Annotated in this window: 21 protein-coding genes; 16 read left to right on the top strand and 5 right to left on the bottom strand. The window is 43.0% G+C overall.

Annotation, left to right across the window (positions count from 1 at the left end; genetic code table 11):
• Nucleotides 1–137: 137 nt before the first annotated feature.
• From ACERC6_RS02505 to ACERC6_RS02495, 3 genes are all read right to left on the bottom strand, one after another.
• Nucleotides 138–893, bottom strand: a complete 756-nt coding sequence (locus ACERC6_RS02505) for an SDR family NAD(P)-dependent oxidoreductase (RefSeq protein WP_284673182.1) — start codon at nt 891–893, stop codon at nt 138–140.
• 87 nt (nt 894–980) lie between these two features.
• Entirely contained in the window at nt 981–2,324 is a 1,344-nt protein-coding gene (locus tag ACERC6_RS02500; protein WP_373627706.1) for a serine hydrolase domain-containing protein, read from the bottom strand.
• A 303-nt stretch (nt 2,325–2,627) separates the two neighbouring features.
• Nucleotides 2,628–4,286, bottom strand: coding sequence for an NAD+ synthase (locus ACERC6_RS02495; RefSeq protein ID WP_373627792.1), 1,659 nt, complete (start codon nt 4,284–4,286; stop codon nt 2,628–2,630).
• A 298-nt stretch (nt 4,287–4,584) separates the two neighbouring features.
• On the opposite strand from ACERC6_RS02495, the gene ACERC6_RS02490 reads away from it, so the two are divergent.
• The 12 genes from ACERC6_RS02490 to gloA all read left to right on the top strand — a co-directional run bounded on the left by ACERC6_RS02490 (nt 4,585) and on the right by gloA (nt 13,750).
• Nucleotides 4,585–4,860, top strand: coding sequence for a hypothetical protein (locus ACERC6_RS02490; protein ID WP_284673180.1), 276 nt, complete (start codon nt 4,585–4,587; stop codon nt 4,858–4,860).
• A gap of 62 nt (nt 4,861–4,922) precedes the next feature.
• Nucleotides 4,923–6,215 carry a type IV pilus biogenesis protein PilM gene (gene pilM, locus ACERC6_RS02485; RefSeq protein WP_373627708.1) on the top strand — a complete coding sequence of 431 codons (1,293 nt, stop codon included), beginning with the start codon at nt 4,923–4,925 and terminating at the stop codon, nt 6,213–6,215.
• Nucleotides 6,215–6,826, top strand: coding sequence for a PilN domain-containing protein (locus ACERC6_RS02480; RefSeq protein WP_373627710.1), 612 nt, complete (start codon nt 6,215–6,217; stop codon nt 6,824–6,826). Before pilM ends, ACERC6_RS02480 begins: the two co-directional genes overlap by 1 nt.
• Complete coding sequence (locus ACERC6_RS02475; RefSeq protein WP_373627712.1) at nt 6,823–7,461, top strand: type 4a pilus biogenesis protein PilO; 639 nt, start codon at nt 6,823–6,825, stop codon at nt 7,459–7,461. Before ACERC6_RS02480 ends, ACERC6_RS02475 begins: the two co-directional genes overlap by 4 nt.
• Nucleotides 7,451–8,146, top strand: coding sequence for a pilus assembly protein PilP (locus tag ACERC6_RS02470; protein WP_373627714.1), 696 nt, complete (start codon nt 7,451–7,453; stop codon nt 8,144–8,146). The genes ACERC6_RS02475 and ACERC6_RS02470 overlap by 11 nt, the downstream gene beginning before the upstream one ends.
• Nucleotides 8,147–8,195: 49 nt before the next feature.
• On the top strand, nt 8,196–8,894 hold the full coding sequence (locus ACERC6_RS02465; RefSeq protein WP_373627716.1) for a secretin N-terminal domain-containing protein: 699 nt from the start codon (nt 8,196–8,198) through the stop codon (nt 8,892–8,894).
• A 57-nt stretch (nt 8,895–8,951) separates the two neighbouring features.
• Nucleotides 8,952–9,500 carry a hypothetical protein gene (locus ACERC6_RS02460; protein WP_373627718.1) on the top strand — a complete coding sequence of 183 codons (549 nt, stop codon included), beginning with the start codon at nt 8,952–8,954 and terminating at the stop codon, nt 9,498–9,500.
• Between the two features lie 223 nt (nt 9,501–9,723).
• Nucleotides 9,724–10,254, top strand: coding sequence for a shikimate kinase (locus ACERC6_RS02455; RefSeq protein ID WP_373627793.1), 531 nt, complete (start codon nt 9,724–9,726; stop codon nt 10,252–10,254).
• 142 nt (nt 10,255–10,396) lie between these two features.
• Nucleotides 10,397–11,518: a 3-dehydroquinate synthase gene (gene aroB / locus ACERC6_RS02450; protein ID WP_373627794.1), complete on the top strand. Its 1,122-nt coding sequence runs from the start codon at nt 10,397–10,399 to the stop codon at nt 11,516–11,518.
• A gap of 43 nt (nt 11,519–11,561) precedes the next feature.
• The gene (locus ACERC6_RS02445) at nt 11,562–12,500 is read left to right on the top strand and encodes a hypothetical protein (RefSeq protein ID WP_373627719.1); all 939 of its coding nucleotides are present in this window, start codon (nt 11,562–11,564) and stop codon (nt 12,498–12,500) included.
• A gap of 27 nt (nt 12,501–12,527) precedes the next feature.
• Nucleotides 12,528–13,151 (top strand): carbonic anhydrase, encoded by a 624-nt coding sequence (locus ACERC6_RS02440; RefSeq protein ID WP_373627720.1) that lies wholly within the window; start codon nt 12,528–12,530, stop codon nt 13,149–13,151.
• A gap of 68 nt (nt 13,152–13,219) precedes the next feature.
• Nucleotides 13,220–13,750, top strand: coding sequence for a lactoylglutathione lyase (gloA, locus tag ACERC6_RS02435; RefSeq protein WP_373627721.1), 531 nt, complete (start codon nt 13,220–13,222; stop codon nt 13,748–13,750).
• 187 nt (nt 13,751–13,937) lie between these two features.
• Here gloA and ACERC6_RS02430 read toward each other — a convergent pair whose 3' ends face one another.
• On the bottom strand, nt 13,938–14,408 hold the full coding sequence (locus ACERC6_RS02430; protein WP_284673171.1) for a Dps family protein: 471 nt from the start codon (nt 14,406–14,408) through the stop codon (nt 13,938–13,940).
• A gap of 264 nt (nt 14,409–14,672) precedes the next feature.
• Entirely contained in the window at nt 14,673–15,326 is a 654-nt protein-coding gene (locus ACERC6_RS02425) for a YcxB family protein (RefSeq protein ID WP_284673170.1), read from the bottom strand.
• A 269-nt stretch (nt 15,327–15,595) separates the two neighbouring features.
• Here ACERC6_RS02425 and serS point away from each other — a divergent pair, with 269 nt between their 5' ends.
• From serS to ACERC6_RS02405, 4 genes are all read left to right on the top strand, one after another.
• Nucleotides 15,596–16,855, top strand: a complete 1,260-nt coding sequence (gene serS / locus ACERC6_RS02420) for a serine--tRNA ligase (protein WP_373627722.1) — start codon at nt 15,596–15,598, stop codon at nt 16,853–16,855.
• Nucleotides 16,856–16,976: 121 nt separating this feature from the next.
• On the top strand, nt 16,977–18,977 hold the full coding sequence (gene tkt, locus ACERC6_RS02415; protein ID WP_373627724.1) for a transketolase: 2,001 nt from the start codon (nt 16,977–16,979) through the stop codon (nt 18,975–18,977).
• 231 nt (nt 18,978–19,208) lie between these two features.
• Nucleotides 19,209–21,068, top strand: a complete 1,860-nt coding sequence (locus tag ACERC6_RS02410) for an AAA family ATPase (protein WP_373627725.1) — start codon at nt 19,209–19,211, stop codon at nt 21,066–21,068.
• A complete protein-coding gene (locus ACERC6_RS02405; RefSeq protein ID WP_373627727.1) occupies nt 21,061–22,140 on the top strand; it encodes a type I glyceraldehyde-3-phosphate dehydrogenase in 1,080 nt (359 codons plus the stop codon). The genes ACERC6_RS02410 and ACERC6_RS02405 overlap by 8 nt, the downstream gene beginning before the upstream one ends.
• The last annotated feature ends 33 nt before the right edge of the window (nt 22,141–22,173 follow it).

Below are 22,173 nucleotides of genomic sequence, written 5' to 3'. Positions count from 1 at the left end.
TAAATGGGGTGTTTTTTTGTATTATTAAATGCGACTTTTCATACAATTTTTACAGAGTATGCTGATTTTATAAAAACTTGGCACTTGCTGTATTGGACATAAAAAACCGCCCAAGGATTTTTTGGGCGGTTTTGGGGTTAGTTACCGGCGGTAAAACCACCATCAAGATTTAAATCAAAACCAGTAACAAAGGACGACTCGTCAGAAGCAAGATAAATGATTGCGTTGGCGACATCATCCAAGCTACCCAAACGCCCTAAAGGTACAAAACTCTCAAGCGATTTGATTTGCTCATCGCTATATACTGATTCTAGCATGGGTGTGCGAACATAAGAAGGGTTGACGATGTTTACACGGATATTATCCCCTTTTTTGGCAAAATCCATCGCTGCTGATTTACACAGCAGTCGTACAGCTCCTTTGGAGGTGCTATAAGGTGCAGCGCGGCTTAGTCCCAAAATACCTGACATAGAGGCGATGGTAACAATAGAGCCACCGCCATTTTGACGCATGGCAGGAGCAACTGCTTTGATGCCTAAAAATGGACCTTCGACATTTAAGGCGAAAGATTTTTTTAAATCTTCTAAACTACTGTCTTCAATTGGCTTAGAGATGACAATACCGGCACTATTGACCAGTACATCGAGCTTGCCAAAAGTGGTAATGGTCTGTTCCACCAGTGATGCCCATGAAGTTTCACTGGTTACATCAAGTGGTATGAACACTGCCTTACCATCATTTGCAAGAATCTCTTGTTCGGTTTGAAGTCCTGCCTCTTTGTTAATATCAGCGATGACGACAGATGCTCCTTGTTCGGCAAAAGCTTTGGCGGTATAAGCACCCAAGCCTGAGCCTGCACCTGTGATGATGGCAATTTTGTCTTGTAAACGCATGACTATCTCCTTGATTTTATGAAAAGGTGGTAAGATTGCCACCTTGGTATGATGCCGACTATTTTGGCGTTGCTTTTGGTTTGGTTATTAAGATTTTTTCATCAAATAATCAGCAATCGCTTGATAAGCAGGTAGCGACCAAGGGTCGTTATGAGCATTGCTTGCCACAGGGTTGGATGAAAAACGAACAATGACCATTTCGGCTTTTGGGTCAATGTAGATGGCTTGACCATGAATACCACGAGCCATATACGCACCATTGTCATTGTGTGTTACCCACCACATATTACGATAGCTCCAGCCTTTTAGGTTGGGGTAGCCACCTGTGGCAAATTTGGCACGATCGCCACCACGCATGGTGTCAGCCACAACTTCTTTTGCAATGATTTGTTTGCCGTTAAATTGTCCGCCATTTCGCATCATTTCGCCAAACTTTGCCATATCACGCAGATTCATACTCATGCCACCGCCTGCAAAAGGAATGCCAGCACCGTCAATCTGCATATAGCCATCGACATTCGCCCCCATTGGCTTAAAGAATCGTTCCGAGAATAGCACATCCACACTCTTGCCTGTGGCACGAGCGATGATCCAAGCCATGACATCAGTATTTACGGTTTTGTATTCAAATCCTGTGTCGTGTGGGCGTGTCTCTTTTTCCACTGTTGTTAAGAATTCATAGGTATTTTTTGGACCATCATAGTCTTTTTCTTGCAGACCAGGTGTGGTTGCTTTACCAAAAGCGACAATCTCTGCATCAGGGTCGGCATAGTCTTCACTATAATCTAGTGATGCGGTCATATCAAGCACTTGACGCACGGTAGCATCTCCCCATGCTGAGCTTGCAAGTTCTGGCACATAGTGGGTGACAGGCTTGGTGTCATCAATCACGCCTTCATGAATCAGCTGAGCGGCAAGCGTGCCTGTAAAACTTTTGGTAACTGACATGAGCAGGTGTGTGCCATCAATGGGGTCGTAGGCATTGTTAAAGGTCTTGTCATAGACGATACGACCTTTGTGTAATACTATCATTGAATCGCCATAGACTTTGCGAGCAAAAGCATCTTCTACGGTCAAAGGCTGGCGTTGGTCTTTGGGTAAAAACTGTGGGGTGAACATGATTTTGCCAATGTTGTCATCAATCGCAGTCGGAAATTGATATTGCCCTTCACGAGCAGCAGAGACAACCTTAGTGGGGGTGATACTGCGAACATTGCTAAATGCCCAACGGATTTGAGGAAATTGTTGTGCATTGGCAAGATTAACGGTTTTATCGGCAGGTGGTGGAAACCCTTGCATGATGCCAAGTGTGATGGGGTCAGATTGTGTGCCGTCTAATTGGGCTGATGTGTTTGAATTGGCCATAACTGAAGTCGCTGAAAATAAGATTGCGGTTACAATGGAAATTTTGGTTAATTTAAAGTGCTTCATGAATTTTATCCTAATTATTACGATGTGTATTTAAACTTAATCAATGTATTGACTACGAAGATTTAGTTGCATCAATAATGAAATTGTCAACATAGAATGTTTTTCATCTTTTAATAATATAGAATAAATATTGATGGATTACAAATATGAACCGTAGATTTTTGTTGGGAGTGAGTGAAAGGACTAACAGACTTGTTGCGCCCATTGCAACAATCATTCTGATGATTTGGTTTATGCTGTTTGATGGCGTGATAATAAAAAGCACCGAATATCTCGATGCTTTTTATTGTATTGATAAGGAGATTAAAATTCCCCAGTGATTGACCAGCCGTTGACCAATGGGTAGCGACGCTCTCGACCGAATGATTTTTGACTGATTTTGGTGCCGATTGCCCCTTGACGGCGTTTGTGTTCGGCATTATCCACCATGTGTAGCACTCTTTCTACTAAATTGGGTTCAAAGCCTGTCGCACAGATTGCCTTATAACCCAAATCTTCATCGATATACATACGCAAAATGGCGTCCAGAACTTCATAATCAGGCAGGCTATCTTGGTCGGTCTGACCTGGGCGTAACTCGGCAGATGGGGCACGAGTGATGACACGCTCAGGAATGACAGGATTGTCTTCTAGGCGGTTGCGGTAGTTGGCTAGACGGTATACATCGGTCTTATAGACATCTTTTAGCATATCAAAACCACCAACCATATCGCCATATAGCGTTGAATACCCAACAGCATTTTCAGATTTGTTACCAGTACTGATGACCATATGCCCAAATTTATTGGATAATGCCATCAAAATAGTACCACGAGCACGAGCCTGCAGATTCTCTTCAGTGCTATCAGGAGCACTGTTGGCAAGCAGTGGTGCAAGTGTGGCTCTAAGCCCTTCTACTGCATCATGAATTGGGCAAACGGTGTACGAAACATTTAAGCGAGCAGCTTGGGTAGCAGCATCTTCAAGGCTCATATTGGAGGTAAATTCATAAGGCATCATCACGGCATAGACTTTATCCGCACCCAAAGCATCAACCGCCATACACAAGGTTAATGCACTGTCAATACCGCCTGATAAACCGACAATCACGCCTTTAAAACCAGAGCGATTGACATAATCACGCAGACCAACAACCAAAGCCTGATACATTTCAGATTCTTCGGATAAAACAAGCGGAGCTTTTAATTGTTCATCAAAACGCTTGGTTTTTGGGTCAAACTGTGCCATGATGAGCTGATTTAAAAATCTTGAGCCTTCGTGAGCAACACTACCATCTGCCTGAACCAATAGCGAACCGCCATCAAAGACGATGTCGTCTTGAGCACCGACAGTGTTGGCATAGATGATGGGTAGTTCGTGCGTTTTGGCGTGGCATGCCAAAAGCTCTTTGCGTTTTTCTTGTTTGCCTACTTCAAAAGGTGAAGCGTTAATAACCACGACCAAAGCCGCCCCTTCTTCTTTCAAGGTGGCGATGGGTTTGTCGTGCCAAATATCTTCGCAAATCAACAGTCCAATGGTCGCTCCTTTATAATCAAACAAGACCTGATTATAGCCTTTATTAAAGTAGCGATGCTCATCAAAAATGCCGTAATTGGGCAGGCATTGCTTATGATAAAAGCCTTTTTGGCTACCACCTTGCAAAATCGCCGCTGAGTTAAAAGTACCGTGATGGTCGATGTGTGGATATCCTAAGATGATGACAATGCCGTCAATTTTGGCCAGTTCGTTCATGGCGAATTTAACTCGTTCAGACAGCGTGGGACGCAGTAGCAAATCTTCTGGCGGATAGCCAATCAAAGACAGCTCAGGAAAGATGACGATATCTGCCCCTTTGCTTTTAGCATCAAGGGCTAAAGCACTCATCTTTTTGACATTACCGGCAATATCACCTACCCAAAAGTTGGTTTGCATGATGGCAAAGGTAATATTGCCTAGCGGTGTGCCGGCACTTTGGATAGACATTTCGTGGTCTAAGGTTTTTGTTTTTGACATTGTTATAATCCTAATTTAACAAATTTTCAGTCCAATACGCCATGGCGTAATTTGAGTATGAATTGCAATCAGATGATATGGGTAAATGACACTCGCTGTGTCTGTCGCTACTAAAAAGTTTGACAGTGCCGACGCATCAGCCAAATATGATGCTAGATTCCTTGGCACACCTTAGTATAGCACAATAATTACGCTTTTGGCGTTTTTGGTCGGGTTTTATGGTATAGTAATATTTATTTAAAAATTTTAATCATTATTGGGACAGTGTATGTTTGCGTTTATTGTCAATGTCATCATTATTTTGATTGTGATGAAGATTTTTTTTAAGTTCATGTATCCTAAGCCACCTAAAGAGTTTTTTGCCAAAAAAGGTGATGATATTAGTATGCGTATCTGCAACCACTGCGGTCATTCGCTTGCGACCTATCGAGGTATCTTGGAGCAAAATGGTGGTCAAGATGATGGCGAGCGGTTCTTTTGTAATGATGAGCATCGAGAGGCATATCTAGAGCAATTAAGACGCCTGCCAAATCAGAATGGCTAGGATAAAGAGAATGCTTTATCTAAATCAGTATAGTCTTGATTATTGTGGGTAAGGGATTGACCATGTTTAGTGCATTTCGTCATGCTTTGACATCCATCAATATCTATCGCACCAGCAAACCTTTGATTGGCATAGAGATTGGTGCATCCACGGTGCGATTAGTGGTTCTGGAGCGACATCACAAAGGATTTCTTGTTAAAGCCTTTGGGGTGGAGTCTTTCATCAGAGATGGTGATGAGATGAATGTGGTGGCGGTTGGTTCGGCACTGTCTCGATTGTTGATGCGGTGTGGTGTGTCATCAGGACAGGTAGCGGTGGTGTCGCCTGCACCCATCATGACTCGCCTGCTTGTTTTGCCCATAGGATTAAGCGATGATGACATAGATTTGTATATTCGCCTAGAAGCTCGCCAGTATATTTCTCATCCACTTAATGAGGTTGGTTTTGACTTTTGGGTGGTGGGTGCTGACGAGACCGGATTGCATGTGCTATTGGTGGTTATGCGTGAGCAGATGATTGATGAATGTGTAGAAATTGCTCTTGGCTGTGGACTTGAATTAAATGTGCTTGATGTACAAGAGTACGCTTTGGCAAGAGGTCTTAGTCATACGGTACAGACCTTGATGGGTCATGTTTGTGTACTGCACATTGATGATGTTAAGACGCATTTGTATGCAGTGCAGATTGAGCCAGATGGTGTATTTGTAGGATTTAATCATCACAAAGAACACCTAAATGCCACCAATACGCTTGATGACATATATGGCAACAAAGATAAAACCAAGCTGAGTGCTAAGCCGAGCAAGGTAATAGGTCAAGAGAACGGCGATGATGAGAATGGTGATGTGGGCATGGATTTTGATACTTTTTTGCAGTTGCACCGCAAAGATTCGTTCATTCAAGATGATGTGAAGTTGCACCAGTTGCCATCTGATGACCATGCCAAGCAGATGGTAACTCAAACTTACGAAATTCGTTTTGATGGGGGTAGGGTGTCTGATCAAGCAGGGTGTCATGATGGACAGACGCCAGTTTGTGATTTGACAGATTGGACAACACAAATAGATACTCCGGCAAATCCATTATGCCAAGATAAAGCACAAAAGCTATTAAAGATACTCACCGCCCATGAGTCAAGTGTGCAAATGAATACAGATATGGTGATATTATCTGGACTGGCTGATGAGTCGTTGGTGCAAGAATTTGCTCGTATTAGCCATAAGTCTGTACAGCTTGCCAACCCATTTGTTCATATGGATGTTGCTTACCCTTTGGGTGATGACAGCTTATCGCTGTTGCCGTCCTTGGTGGTGGCGTGTGGTGTAGCGATGCGAGCAGATGAAGGAGTGGTGTGATGAATACCATACCAAAAATAAATCTGTTGCCATGGCGACAGCTACGCCAATTAAAACAAAACGAGCAATTTCGGCGATGGTTGCTTGCAGTATTGGCATTGTCATTGTTTGCTGTGTTTGGCACTTATGTTTATCATAAACAAAATTTGAACCATCAGCAGGCAATCAATGATGATATTTTGGCTCGCATGGGCATGCTTGATGCACAAATTGCCAGTATTGCAACCCTTGAAAGCGAGCAAGAGGCACTACTACAACAAGCAAAACTGGTGTATGATTTGGGTAAAAATCGTGTGGCGATGGTGAGATTATTTGAGCATTTATCGCTAAGTAGTCATGGATTGGTTTATTTTGATGGGGTAAGTCATGCAGGTGGCGTGCTTACCATCACAGGACACGCTAAAGATGCAGCAATGGTCAGTCAATTTACCCAAAGATTTCAGCAAACAGATAACCCTGTCATTAGTGATGTCTTGGTAACCAGTCTTTCTAAGCAATCGGATGGCTGGGTGGGATTTGTATTATCAGCAAAACTTGATTTGGCAGGGGCGTCATCAGAAGAATCGCTGGGGCAGATGGCATCAAGTGAGCTGATGGAGAGCTTACCATGAGTACGCATGACAACATAAAAGATAAGTTCACCCAGACTTGGCAACAACTTGGCGAACTTAACTGGGAGAATTTTGGTACAGCACCTAGATGGCTGCGACTACTTGTCTTGGTAATATTAGCAGTATTTGTGCTTGGATTTGGTTGGTTGCTACTGATTAAGCCCATCACACTAGAGTATCAGGCATTGATGATGGCAGAACAAACATTGGTTAATCAGTATGCTCAAAAATATGCCAAAGCTCAGCAACTAACCGTCATTCAAAGCCAGACGCACGCCATGAATGGTGAGCTATCGGTGCTGCTTGAGCAGATGCCTAGCCATTTTAATATGTCGGTTTTGACCGAACAACTACACACCATCGCCACACGAACCGGTGTGCAGATGAATGACATCAGGATACAAAGAGAAGATCCACAAGATCTGTTCGTAGAGCGTGGTTTTGTGATGGTGATGGTGGGGGATTATCATCAATTGGCAAAGATGTTTAGTGAATTGACCGCACTGCCCATCATCATTACAATACATGATTTTGACATGGGTAAAAGCGAGCAGGCAAAACCGACTAAGTTACAAATGACCGTCCACGCCAAGACTTATCGCACCAAAGATAACAATAAAAAAGATGTCCAATAATTCAATCATAGTACGCTTATCATACCCGCTATTCATCAGACATGCTTGCCTGTTGGTGTTGTCCGCCTTGGCGGTCAATGTGTTAGGTTGTCAAAAACCGACCGTTGATGAGGTTGATGTTAGGCTAGCAGATATTCATGCAACCACCACGCCCATTCCCATGCCCAAGCAAATCAATGGGGTGCGACAGTTGGCGTATTATGAAGCTAAGAGTAATCCTTTTGCCACCCCAAGAGCGGTGGTATTTTCCAAACAAGACTTAGGGCAGGGAAAATCAGATGGTATGCAGTCTCAAAATGGGCTAAATACATCAGCTGATGCTGATGCTAAAAAAGTCTCTGCCATGAATCAGACTGCTCATCTGATGACACCTAACGGACTCAGTCAATCGCCTACTGTTGGTAGGCAAGTTCACATCCAGACAAATAGAATACGCCAAGAGCTAGAGCGGTATCCAATGAGTACACTTCGCTATCAAGGTTTTATTGAACAAAACGGACAAAGAATAGCACTCATCACCAGTGCTGATGGATTGGTACACCGAGTACAGGTGGGGCAGTATGTGGGGCAAAATCATGGGCAGGTTCGTCAAGTTGGTAGGGATTTTGTTGTGATTGCCGAAGCGATGATGCAAGCAGATGGACGGTATTATGAGCAGACGCATCAGCTGCCTTTAACACATTAGACATCTTAAGATGGCAAAAGACAATAAGAAGTAAAGGATAACAAATCAAATGAAAAAGCTGTGGTTGCTATGTGTGCTGATGTTATGTGGTGAATCGCTTGCTAATACATCACAAGGCAGTGATAGGATTTCGGTGGCATTTCAGGATATGCCTGTGCGTGCAGTGCTTGATGTATTGGCACACGCAGGCGGGGCGAATATTGTCGCCAGTGATGGGGTGATCGGCAATATGACACTGCGTCTTAATAATGTGCCATGGACGCAAGCACTTGACATTGTTGTTGAGACCAAGCATCTCATCAAACAGGAAAAAGATGGTGTCATCATCATATCATCGCCCACCGAACTTGCTCAAGTTACCCAAAAAAATACCCTAGCCAAGCGACAAGCAGAGCAATATCTTCCTTTGGATACTCAGTACATTCGTGTCAATTATGCCGATGCCAAAAATTTGTTAGCACTAATCACCTACAAAAGCGATGGTGAGAATAAAGAGGGTATGTTGTCTGCCAGAGGTGTGGCAAATGTTGATACTCGCACCAACACGCTTGTCATCAAGGATATTAAGGATAATATTGAGCAAATCCAAGCTCTTGTTGAAAGGCTTGATGTGCCTGTCAAGCAGGTAATGATTGAGGCAAGAATTGTCAGTGCTAATGATGGATTTAGCCGAGAGCTTGGTGTGAATTTTGGGGTCTTGTCGCATGGTAATCATCTACAAATCGGCAGCTCTTACAATACTTTATAGGATTTAAGACGCACCGGTGGCAGTACCGCTATCCGACCTGATAACTTATCGGTCAATTTGGGTGCACCCAATCCTGTAGGGCGAATTGCTTTTGGATTGGTCAATCTACCTGATGCTTTGCTTGATTTAGAGCTGTCCGCCATGCAGGCAGATCAGCGAGGTGAGGTCATCTCCACACCAAAGGTTCTTACCGCAGATAAGCAGACAGCTCGTATCTCATCGGGCACGCAGATTGCCTATGAAGAAGAGACTTCAAGTGGTGCAACCAATGTGGTCTTTAAAGAAGCGGCTTTGGTCTTAGAGGCGACACCAACTATCACTCCAGATGGTAAAATTACGCTCAAATTGAATGTAAAAAATGGCACGCCTGTTAGCAATCTGGGGGCAATCGCCATTCAAGAAGATTCGCTTGAGACCAATGTCATCGTTGATGATGGGCAAACGGTGGTGCTAGGCGGTATTTATCGGCAAAATAATCAACATGGCGTAACCAAAGTACCATTTTTTGGCGACCTACCGATTGTGGGTAGGCTATTTCGCCAAGATAATCGCCGTGATAATAAAGAAGAATTGCTTATTTTTGTTACACCCAGACTCATACCATGATGATTGTGTGCAAGCAATGAGAACTTAACCAACTGGTCTAAGAGTCAATGTTATACAGTAGCACAACCACGAAAAAAGCACATAAAATACTAGCAAGATTTTACCAAAGGTTGTATGATAGGGCATTTTGATATCATTAATACAAGAGCTGTGAATGTTTGAAGGTGATAACGCCATCATTGAAGATGTCGTGGTTGAAAAGACGAGTGAAGGGCTTGCTAAGATGCTACCACCTATTTTTTTGGTCGGTCCGATGGGTGCAGGCAAAACCACCATTGGTAAGCTACTGGCAAAGCATTTGGGGCGTGATTTTGTAGATTGCGACCATTATATCGTGGCACAGACAGGAGCGGATATTCCGTGGATTTTCGCCAAAGAAGGCGAAGAGGGTTTTCGAGATAGAGAAACTCGTGCCTTGATGGAGCTGACTGACCTGCCAAATATTGTCATGGCGACAGGCGGTGGTGCAGTTGGTCGTGCCAAGAACCGAGAGCTACTAAAAACAGGTTTGGTGATTTATTTAGATGCCAATGTTGATACGCAACTGTTTCGCACCAAAAAAGACAAAAACCGCCCATTACTACAAACAGAAAATCCACGAGCGGTCTTAGATAAGCTCTATGAAAAACGCCATCCGCTCTATCAGGAGGTTGCTACCATCATCGTACCAACAGGGCGTGCTTATCCAAAGCAGATGGTGTCTGATATTTTAGATAGATTGGCAGACTATGCCAATGAGCAGCAAGATGGATAAATATTAAAATGACTATGCCGTTATGGCATATCATTAATATGGTCTAATACAATACAATTTTGGTGCAATGATGGCGGCAGGCAATCACCAAAATCCCAATCAGCAACAAACCCATAACCCAAACCAATCACGCAGGTTTATGATGACAAATCATGATTTAATTGTACATACACAAAGCCACGATTACCCCATCTTTATTACCGCAAGCCAAAAAGATACCAATGGCGATTTGGATTTGGCAACACCCATCATGCCATTTATTAAATCCAAGCAGGTGCTTGTTGTTACCAACGATGTGGTTGCACCGTTTTATTTGGATAAATTGGTAGAAATATTGAGTACAGCAAGTTATAAGGTGGCGACTTGCGTACTGCCAGATGGCGAACACCACAAAAACCAAGACAGCATTAATCATATCTACGATGTGTTGCTTGAGCATCACTTTGCTCGTGATTGTACGCTCATCGCATTGGGTGGTGGAGTGATTGGCGATATGGTTGGTTTTGCAGCGGCAAGTTTCATGCGTGGTGTGAATTTTATTCAAGTGCCAACCACGCTACTTGCTCAAGTTGATTCGTCAGTGGGTGGTAAGACAGGCATCAACCATGCTCGTGGTAAGAACATGATTGGGGCGTTTTGGCAGCCTGTGGCGGTGCTTGCAGACATGACTACTTTTGATACTTTGCCACCTAGAGAGTTTGCTGCAGGACTTGCTGAGGTGGTGAAATATGCTTTGATTTTAGATGCAGAGTTTTTGACTTGGCTTGAGACTCACAGTGATGCCATCAATGCTCGTGATGGAAATATACTCATGCAGATGGTGCATCGCTGTTGTCAGTTTAAGGCAGATGTTGTCGCTGCTGATGAAAGAGAATCAGGACTTCGTGCGTTGCTAAACTTTGGGCATACTTTTGGGCATGTGATAGAGACGCATCAAGGCTATGGTGTTTGGTTGCATGGTGAGGCGGTGTCGGCAGGCATGATGCAAGCACTTGCCATGTCGTGTGAAATGGGGCTTGTTGATCATGCGTCTATTAGCCGAGTAGCAAGATTGCTACATAAATTTCATCTGCCCATTAAGCCACCTGCGATAGAAGTAGCGACAGCTCTTGACTTGATGGGGCATGATAAAAAAGTGCAGGCGGGCAAAATGCGTTTGGTGTTGCTTGATGGCATAGGCAAGGGGTTTGTAACGGCGGATTTTAATGTGCAAAAATTGACCAAAGTTCTGACATCTATTGATGATTATTTATCAATCGGTTGAAATTTGCTACAATAATCAAAAAGCAATTTAAAAAGGTATGACTATGGCGACAACCGCCGCAATGAAAGAGAAGTATTTTCGTCGCCAAGCCTTATATTGGTTGGTTTTGGCAGGGACGATGTCGCTTGCTTGGTTCATCTTGTGGATTGCTAGCAGTGCACCGACTACCACCAGTACTGATGGTGGTGAGCAAGACAAGAGCCAAGCGGTAGAGATGCCTGCACATATTGAGACTTTGGGGGAATTAAACAAAGAAGTGCCACCCATTGACTTTTCAATTTTGGTGCGAGATTTGAGTGCTTATCCGACCGAATTTAAGGATAAGCATTATTTTAAAGGCAAAAAATACACCGTTCAGCTCATGGATGTCAGCCAAAATGAAATCATCACCAACTACCTAGACTTACGCCCAACTGATCGCAACCAGTTTGCTTATTTTCGCTATCTTGATGACAATCAAAATCCCAGATATATTCTAACTTATGGCAATTTTAATAGCGTTGAGCTTGCTAATGCCGCTGCTAAAACGGTAGATTTTGGACTGACAGGCAGTATCGCTTTGAGTGTTGTGCCAATGGCAGACTACCTAAAAATCATTGATGACTATGAGCGTGGCGAGACGGTGCGAGATTTATCCATCCGCCAAGTTAGACAGGTGAGATTGCAAGTAACTCGCAATGAAATTCCTGTGCAGGACACCACCAGCACCGATGAGGAGCTTAACGAGGGTGATGAGCAATCACAAGAACAGACCATGCAGATTCAGCAGGCAGGTCAAGACGCCCAAACTGTCTTTGGTGTGCTACAGCTTGATGGCAAAGTCTCTAAATCAAAGACAGATGAATTAAAAGAGGGCAGGGCGTCTAAAAATGAGCCAAAGGTAGAAGAGTCGGCTTTAGAATCTAAAAGTGAGCAAAAAAATGAACCTAAGTCTGTACCAACACCCAATGTTAATACATCGCAAGTGCCTGGTAGTGAGTAATTTTGAATAAGAATTACAAGGAAAATCATGAAAAATAGAGACGCCCAAACCGTCCTTGAGATGCTAAAAGCGGGCAATGAACGCTATGTGGCGAATCTTACCAGCACTGAGTTCTTACGCATTCCACCGCCTGAGCTTATTAAAGAACAGTGCCCAAATGCCATCATCTTGGGCTGTTCGGATGCTCGTGTGCCTGTGGAAATTATCTTTGATCAAGGGCTTGGCGACTTATTTGTGATTCGTGTGGCAGGTAATGTGGTTGCCCCAAGTCAGATTGGCTCGATTGAGTTTGCTGCCGATAAATTTGGCACAGAGCTTGTGGTAGTGCTTGGTCATAGCCACTGTGGTGCGGTAACCGCTTGTGTGGAGGCATTGACCAATCCAGAGAAGTTTTATTCGCCTAACTTACAGTCCATTGTAGATAGAATTCGCCCCAGTGTGTATAACTTGCACGAGATAGCCACAGCAGGCGATGGCGAGATTGATATAGATGAGTTTATTGACCGTGCCGTGCGTGCCAATGTGCGTATGTCGGTAAGTCAGCTCAAACACGGCTCTCGTATTTTAGAGGATATGGTAAATGCAGGTCGATTGACCATCATTGGTGCAGAGTATGATGTTGCCACAGGCCGTGTTAATTTTTTTAGTTAAATGGTAAAACTTTAATTGATTGTTAAATAAATTGATTGTTAAATGAAAAGTGAATGCAAGGAGATATGATGACAATTTCACAACCGACCCAATCTTTGAGTGCTACGGGTGTTAAAGATATTCCAGTGCAGTCTGAGGGTTTTGTTTATAACCACACCATGCTTCGCATTAAAGACCCTGTAAAATCACTGGAGTTTTATACAGGTGTGCTTGGCATGACGCTACTTCGCCATAGCCAGTTTCCTGATGCAAAGTTTGATTTGTATTTTTTGGCGAAATTAACCGAAGAAGAACGCAACAACCTGCCAAATGCAGAAAACCTAACCGCTTATGTTTCACGCCAACGCAGTATCTTGGAATTGACCCATAATTATGGCACAGAAGATGATGCCGAATTTAGCTATCATGATGGCAACAGCGACCCCCGTGGATTTGGACATATTTGTTTTAGTGTGCCAGATTTGACAGAAGCGGTAAAATGGTTTGATGACAATGAAGTGGTGTTTCAAAAACGCCCTGAAGATGGCAGCATGAAGGATATTGCATTCATTAAAGACCCTGATGGCTATTGGATTGAGATTATTGAGCTAAAGTACTAATAAAACGAATGCTTGTATTAAGCTAGCAAAGCCAAAATTAGGCTCTTAAATCTAAGATTAGGTTTTAAACTCTTTGGTTTGATTGCCTAACATACCAAAAAATATCCCCAATTGCGGGGATATTTTTTATTGAAATATTAGGTGGTTTTACCCAATTGACTTAATCAATCGTTGGTTTAAGAAAGCATTAACCTAAGAAAGCATTATACATCCAAACCATCTTTTCTTGTTCTTGGATGTAGCCAGATACCAAATCCACAGAACCTTGATCGTTGGCTTCTTCAGCTATGGCAGCAACCTTGCGTTGTTCTTCAATTAGGGCTTGCAAGCCTTTGACCACGCCCTCTACGCAACCACGACCATTAAAGACGCTCTTATCTTCTTGGATAGATGATAATTGAGTAAAATCGCTATAAGCGTGCAAAGGGGTGCCACTTAGCGTTAGGATACGCTCAGCAATCTCGTCAATTTGTAGTTGTAGCTCAGTATATAGCTCTTCAAATTTTGGATGCAAGGTAAAAAAGTGCTCGCCTTTGACATTCCAGTGATAACCACGCACATTGATATAAAATACATGATAGCTAGACAATAGGTTGTTCAATGCCTTGATGACAGGAGTTAGTTCTGCTTTTTCAAGACCAATTTGAGTGGTGCTCATGATTTTCCTCACTTTGCTAAAGAATTTGAATAAAATACCTGCTGTTTATAGATATATCCTAACAAAATAATCAGATAAAGGCAATTGAATTATCACAACGCAATATTTTATTTTATCAATTTGTCTGGCGAGAATGATTTATTTTTTTAAATAAAAGATGGTAATTAAAGATAATAAAAGTCAATAAAAAACACCAGAGATATCCAGTGTTTTTTATGAAGTTTAAAACTGTAAATTTAAAACCTATTAAGTACACAATGCCGGTTACAGCGGTTGGGTTAGTGATTCTAGCCCTTTTGGTTTGGTGTCGCTTAGGTGTTTGATGATGGTTTTGATGGGCAGACCTTGGGTTTCTAGGCGTTTTGGAATGATTTGACTGCCCTTTTGACCTTTCATTTCAAACATCATAAACACATAATCATCAGTCTCATCCCAACTACTAACTGCACTCCAAGGAATGACTGCTGATTGCATGGGGGCTGAACGCATCTGCATGCCACGCATTTGTGGGCTATTTATGACATCGCTGGGGGTAGGAATGCTCATGATTAAGCCGTGCGACTGCACGCCAAGCTGTACCATTTCCATCTCTTTGGGCATCTGTGTGGTACTGACTTGTTTGTCGTATTCTCTTTTCATGTACCATTTTAGTCCAGCCGTGCGAGCCACCAAATACAATGCAACAAGTACCAACATCAGCCAAAAAATAATGGTTGAATAACCACTGACAAAAACAAGTCCAGCAATCGCTGCCACCAACACAATCGCCATGACAATCCATTCTTTGGTGCGGACGGATTTTAGGGTGAAATTGCTTGCACCTTTTTCAAATAGGGCAAGCTGAGCACCACGAAATTCGGCATCAGTCATGTTAAGGGTGATGGGTTTTAGGGTGTAAGGATAAAGAGCCTTGCTCATGATGTATTCCTAGTGCAAAATAATAGATAAAAATATTTGCTTATATTACCGATTTTATCTCAAAAAATAAACCACAAAACCAAAAAAACATCAAGTTGATGGATTTTTTATAAAAAATAGTCAAAATGCTGTAAATTTGCTGAAATGTGTCGGCTTTTTTGATATGATAAAGAAGTTTTTACTTTAAATGTATTGGTTGAATAACTTTACCGAATTGCTCGTTGGGCAATTTTGAGAATTTTTTTAAGATTTTTAAGATAAGGCAATCTATGTTAGACCCAAAATTACTTCGTGGCGATTTAATCGTTTTAAAACAAAAGCTTGCAACTCGTGGTTATGATTTGGACATTGATTTTTGGACAGATGTAGAAATCAAGCGTAAAGAGCTACAAGTTCGTACCGAAGAGCTACAGGCTCAAAAGAACGCAGGGGCAAAAAAGATTGGCGAATTAAAACGCAGTGGTGAAAATACTGACGAACTGCTTGCTCAAATGGAGAAAGTCAGTGATGAGATGAAAACTGCCGAAAATCAGCTAAAAGAATTGCAGGCGACCATCACCAACGCAAGCCTTGCCATTCCTAACTTACCTGATGACAGCGTGCCTGTTGGGGTTGATGAAGCAGACAATGTAGAGACTCGCAGATGGGGTACACCTCGTGTGTTTGATTTTGATATCAAAGACCATACCGATATTGGTGAGAGTTTAGGACAGCTTGATTTTGCATTGGCAAGCAAGCTTACAGGAGCAAGGTTTAGCACGCTAAAAGGTGGGCTAGCAAGACTGAATCGTGCCTTGATACAGTTTATGTTAGATACTCACATTGCCAAAGGCTATACTGAAATGTATGTGCCTTATATGGTAAATGCCGAGAGTCTCAAAGGGACAGGACAGTTGCCTAAATTTGAAGAAGATTTATTCAAAGTCTCTGACAGCTACTATATGATACCCACCAGTGAAGTGCCACTTACCAACACCGTGCGAGATGTCATACTTGCTCCAACTGATTTGCCAATGAAACTCACCGCTCACACACCATGCTTTCGTAGTGAAGCAGGGTCGGCAGGGCGTGATACTCGTGGGCTAATCCGTCAGCACCAATTTGAAAAAGTGGAGATGGTGCAGATTGTGCGTGCCAATACTTCCATGCAGGCTTTAGAAGAAATGACGGCACAAGCTGAGAGTATCTTGCAAGCATTGGAGCTACCGTATCGTGTGATGACACTGTGCACAGGTGATATGAGTTTTGGGGCAATTAAGACTTATGATATTGAAGTCTGGTTGCCGTCTCAGGATACTTATCGTGAAATTAGTAGCTGTTCTAACTGTGGTGACTTTCAAGCTCGCCGTATGGGTGCAAGAATCAAAGATGGTAAGCAAACTGAGCTTGTACATACCCTAAACGGTTCAGGGCTTGCGGTGGGCAGAACCTTGCTTGCCATTTTAGAAAACCACCAAAACGCAGATGGCACAGTCAATATCCCCAAAGTGCTACAACCTTACATGGGTGGACTGCAAGTGCTTAAATAATGTTTTTAAAAAGCCGTTTAATCTTAGGATTGGGCGGTTTTTTTCATTGGTAAGTTTCGCTCAATGGGGTGGAATGTGATATAATAATTCAAATTTTACTTGTAAAACTTGGAAAAACGATATGCCAACCCCTTTAAACCAACGCCACAATGCCAACGCCATTCGTATTCTTGCTATGGACGCTGTCCAAAAAGCCAACTCAGGACACCCTGGTGCACCTATGGGCATGGCGGATATCGCTGATGTGGTATGGCGTGAATTCTTAAATCACAATCCTAAAAATGCCAAATGGCCAAACCGAGACCGTTTTGTTTTGTCAAATGGGCATGGCTCTATGTTGCTGTATGCTTTGTTGCATCTGACCGGCTATGATTTGACGATTGATGACATCAAAAATTTTCGCCAATTACACGCCAAAACTGCAGGGCATCCAGAGCATGGCTATGCTGATGGCATTGAGACAACCACAGGTCCTTTGGGGCAGGGCATTGCTAATGCAGTAGGTTTTGCGTTGGCAGAAAAAACTTTGGCAGGGCAGTTTAATAAGCCTGATAATGCCATCATTAACCACTACACCTATTGTTTTTTGGGAGATGGTTGCCTGATGGAAGGTGTGTCGCATGAAGCCTGTTCGCTTGCTGGCACACTAGGGCTTGGCAAGTTGATCGCCTATTATGACGATAACGGCATTTCTATTGATGGTGAAGTGGGAGGCTGGTTTTCAGACGATACTGCCAAACGATTTGAGAGCTATAATTGGCAGGTTCTGCGTGTAGATGGTCATGATTCAGATGCCATTCGTGAAGCGACCATTCAAGCCAAAGCCGAAACCAATAAGCCTACCTTAATTATTTGTAAAACCGTCATCGGTCTAGGCAGTCCGAATAAGCAAGGCAAAGAAGACAGTCATGGAGCACCGCTTGGGGTTGATGAGATTGTACTGACTCGAGCAGAGTTGGGTTGGGGTAATGCCAATGCTTTTGAGATTCCTAATGAGATTTATGAAGCGTGGAATGCCTGCGATAAAGGCGAGCGTTTGGAGAGTGATTGGAATGCTCAATTTGCTGATTATCAAGCCAAATATCCTACTCAAGCAAGCGAGTTGATGCGTAGATTATCAGGTGAGTTACCAAGCGACTTTGCTATCAAAGCTGATGAATTTATCAAAGCATGCCAAGCCAAAGGTGAGACAATCGCCACTCGTAAGGCAAGCCAAAATGCCATCGGTGCATTTGCTCCATTACTACCAGAAGTTTTGGGTGGTTCGGCTGACTTGACGGGGTCTAACTTGACCTTGTGGAGCGGTGCTAAAGGTGTGCAAGAGCATATAGACGGTAACTATGTACATTATGGCGTGCGTGAATTTGGCATGACGGCTATTGCCAATGGCGTGGCTTTGCATGGCGGTTTTATTCCTTATACCGCCACATTCCTTATGTTCATGGAATATGCTCGTAATGCGGTGCGTATGTCAGCACTGATGAAACAGCGTGTTATCAATGTCTATACCCACGACAGTATTGGTCTTGGCGAAGATGGTCCAACCCATCAGCCTGTGGAGCAGATTGCAAGTTTGCGTCAGACACCAAATCATTTTACTTGGAGACCTTGTGATGCGGTAGAAACTGCTGTGGCATGGAAAATTTCCCTGCAAACTGCCAATGCACCAACATCGCTCATCTTATCTCGTCAAAATCTAGCACACCAAGCTCGTACAGACGAACAACTCACCTTGATTGAAAAAGGAGCTTATGTACTAGTTAAAGAGAAGGGCGACCTACAAGCCATTATCATTGCCGCAGGCTCTGAGGTGGATTTAGCAGTGCAAGCTCATCAGATTCTTGGTGAAAAAGGCATCGGCGTGCGTGTGGTGTCCATGCCATGTGCTGAGATTTTTGTTAAACAAGATAAAGACTATATTGAAAGCGTACTACCATCAGCAGTCCGTAGCCGTGTGGCGGTGGAGGCAGGCATTACTGATTATTGGTATAAATTTGTTGGGCTTGATGGCAAGGTCATCGGCATGACAACCTTTGGTGAATCTGCTCCTGCCAAAGATCTATTTGAGTACTTTGGTATCACCACCGATAAATTAGTGGCGGCGGTAGAGAGTCTGATTTAATTGAGTGTTTGACTTAAATTGCACCAAATACGATGACATACTGTGAATGCAGTATGTCATTTTTAGTGTGACTAAATAAAACATGAAGATTGCTGTCAATTTGAATAAAAATTTTGCTAAAAATAGGTGCAAAACCATCCGTACCATCAAAAACTATGCTATGCTAGGGTGTTTGATTTTTTGTATTTCCAAATTATCGCACTTTTTATTTTTTTATCATTGCAAAACCACATGAAACAATCAACCGCATTAACAATCTTAAAAACAGGAAAAAATGTCTTTTTGACAGGGCAGGCAGGGGCTGGCAAGACCTATTTGCTTAATGAATATATCCGCTATTTGCGTGCACGCAACATTGAAGTGGCGGTAACAGCAAGCACAGGCATTGCCGCTACGCACATGAACGGCATGACCATACATTCGTGGTCGGGCATGGGCATTAAAGATAGCTTTGATGCGACTGACTTTACTCGCTTAAAGTCTCGCCAATCGGTTTGTGAGCGTATTGTGTCATCAAAGGTGCTGATTGTTGATGAAATTTCCATGCTTCATGCCAATCAGGTGGATTTGCTCAATGAGATTTTAAAAGTCATTCGTAAGAATGATTTGCCCTTTGGGGGAATGCAAGTGATTTTTTCGGGAGATTTTTTTCAGCTTCCCCCTGTTGGCAAAAAAGGCGAAAGTAATAAAGAAAAATTTGCTTTTATGGCCAAATCATGGGTGGCAGCAGAGCTTTTGGTGTGCTATCTAACCGAGCAACATCGTCAAGACGCCCAAGATGAATCAGCAAGATTTGGTATGTCACTGAACGACATTCTCAATCAGATTCGAGCTCAACAAGTCAGCAGTGATGCTATTAATATTTTGAAATCAGCACAGCATCACAGCATAGACATCAACCGCATTCGTCTATACACACACAACATCAATGTGGATCACATCAATGAAACCGAGCTTGCCAAACTAGATGGCAAATCCCATTGGTATGAAGGGAATACTTTTGGCGATAAAATACTGGTGGATAATCTAAAGCGAAGTGTAAGAGTCTCTGAAAACCTGCATCTAAAAATCGGTGCTAAGGTAATGTTTGTCAAAAACAACCCAAATAATGCCGTATTTAACGGCACAATGGGTGAGATTATGGATTTTGTATCGCCGAATGACTCGGTGTCTTTATCAAATGCTCAGCAGTTATATCCGCTAGTGCGTCTTAACAGTGGCAGAGAGGTGTTGGCTGAGCCTGAAGAATGGATAGTTGAGGATAAAGATGGGTTGGTCATCGCAAGCTACACCCAGATACCATTATGCCTTGCTTGGGCGATTACGATACATAAGTCGCAAGGCATGACTTTAGAGGCGGCGGAGATTGATTTATCTCGCACCTTTGAAGCAGGTCAAGGTTATGTGGCCTTGTCTCGACTGCGTTCTTTAGATGGGCTAAAACTGCTAGGCTTTAATCAAAAAAGCCTGCTGTTGGACGAATGGGTATTTCGAGTAGATAAGCGTTTTTGGGAAATTGCTGCCGAGCAAGAGGCGGAATTTTTGATGTTGGATAACAACACACTGGATAAACTGCACCTTGATTTTGTCATTGCTTGTCAAGGCATCACTTCAAAAGAGACGGTTTATCAGAATGAAATGCGTCTGCTTGAACAAAAAAAACAAGATGAAGGAAGAGAATATAGACGAGATAATGACCCTGCGTTTATAAAGATTGATGATAAAAATCTGGTACGAAAATCACAATTAAGTCAAACCTTGCAAGAGACTAAAGCACTGCTGGATAAGGGTCTTGGTATTGATGAAATTGCTCACAAAAGAAGTCTTGCCATCTCAACCATCATCAGGCATATTGACGAGCTGTATCGAAAAAATAGTGAGTTTGATTATGCCCACATTCGCCCAAGCAATCAAATCATCGCTGATGTACAAGTCGCTTATGATGCGATTGAATCTCAAGGTGGCTTTGATGAGGGGGTTTTGTTAAGCCCTATTGTGGAAGAATGTGGTGGTCGCTATGGTTATAATGAAGTGCGACTTGCTTTGATTTTTATTGATAAATCTGGTACTAAGGAGCTTGGCGATGCCTGAATCTGTGATAAAGTCGCCAAAACTTCGCTTGGCGATTAACGGCTTTGGTCGGATTGGTAGAAATGTCTTGCGAGCTTTTTTAAGACAAAGCGAGCGGTTTTCTCAGATTGAAATCGTGGCGATCAATGATATTGCTGATGGTGAGACGCTACTACATCTACTAAAGTTTGATTCGACACATGGTAGACTCTTGGCAATGGGTGTACAGGCGGACTTGACCGAGCAAGGTGGGCAATCCTTTTTTGGACTGCGTCATCAGGATAAGCATTGGCAAATTTTATTATTAAATGAAAGTAATCCCAACCATCTGCCGTGGGGCAGTCTAGGGGTTGATGTGGTGCTTGAATGTACAGGCTGTTTTCGTTCTTATGATGAAGCCAGTAGGCATCGTAAGGCAGGTGCTCATCAAGTCATCGTTGGGGCCGCACCCTTTGATAGGGTGGATGCTAGCATTGTGATGGGCGTGAATGAATCACTGCTTGGTCGTCATCTGCCCATCATCTCTGGTGTATCTTGTACCACACAGGCACTTGTACCGCTATTGTCAGTATTTGATGAGCAATTTGGTATTGATGCGGTGATGATGACCGAGATTCATGCAGTCACCGCCGACCAAAATGTGCTTGACCAAGCCCATAGGGATCTTAGGCGAGCACGCACCGCCAGTAACAATATCATTCCAACCACTTCAAGTAGTATCAATGCCACCGAACGAGTGTTGCCATTTTTAAAGGGGCGGATTAACGGACATTCCATCCGAGTACCAACCATCAATGTGGCTGCCATTGATGTGAATATCACTGTTGGGCAGGCTGTCAATGTGGAAACGGTGGCGGAGTTTTTAAGGCAGACCAGTCAAGACAGGCTTTTGGGTATCATGGGCTATACTGACGAGCCGTTGGTATCAAGTGATTTTATTGGCGATAATCATTCACTGGTCATTGATGGCGGTCAGCTCATGCAGGCAGGTAGGCAAATCAAGATTTTTGCATGGTATGATAATGAATGGGGCTATGCCAATAGATTGCTTGAGATATGTGCGATATTGGCAAAACACGAATGCTTAGATTGACAAGTTGGGCAGTTTGATACTGATTGTGCTAGA

Origin of the sequence: Moraxella sp. E33BD, from assembly GCF_041807865.1 — a bacterium.
Classification (GTDB): domain Bacteria; phylum Pseudomonadota; class Gammaproteobacteria; order Pseudomonadales; family Moraxellaceae; genus Moraxella; species Moraxella haemolytica.
Note: the sequence above shows the minus strand (reverse complement) of the source record. Positions and strands in the feature narration are given on the sequence as shown.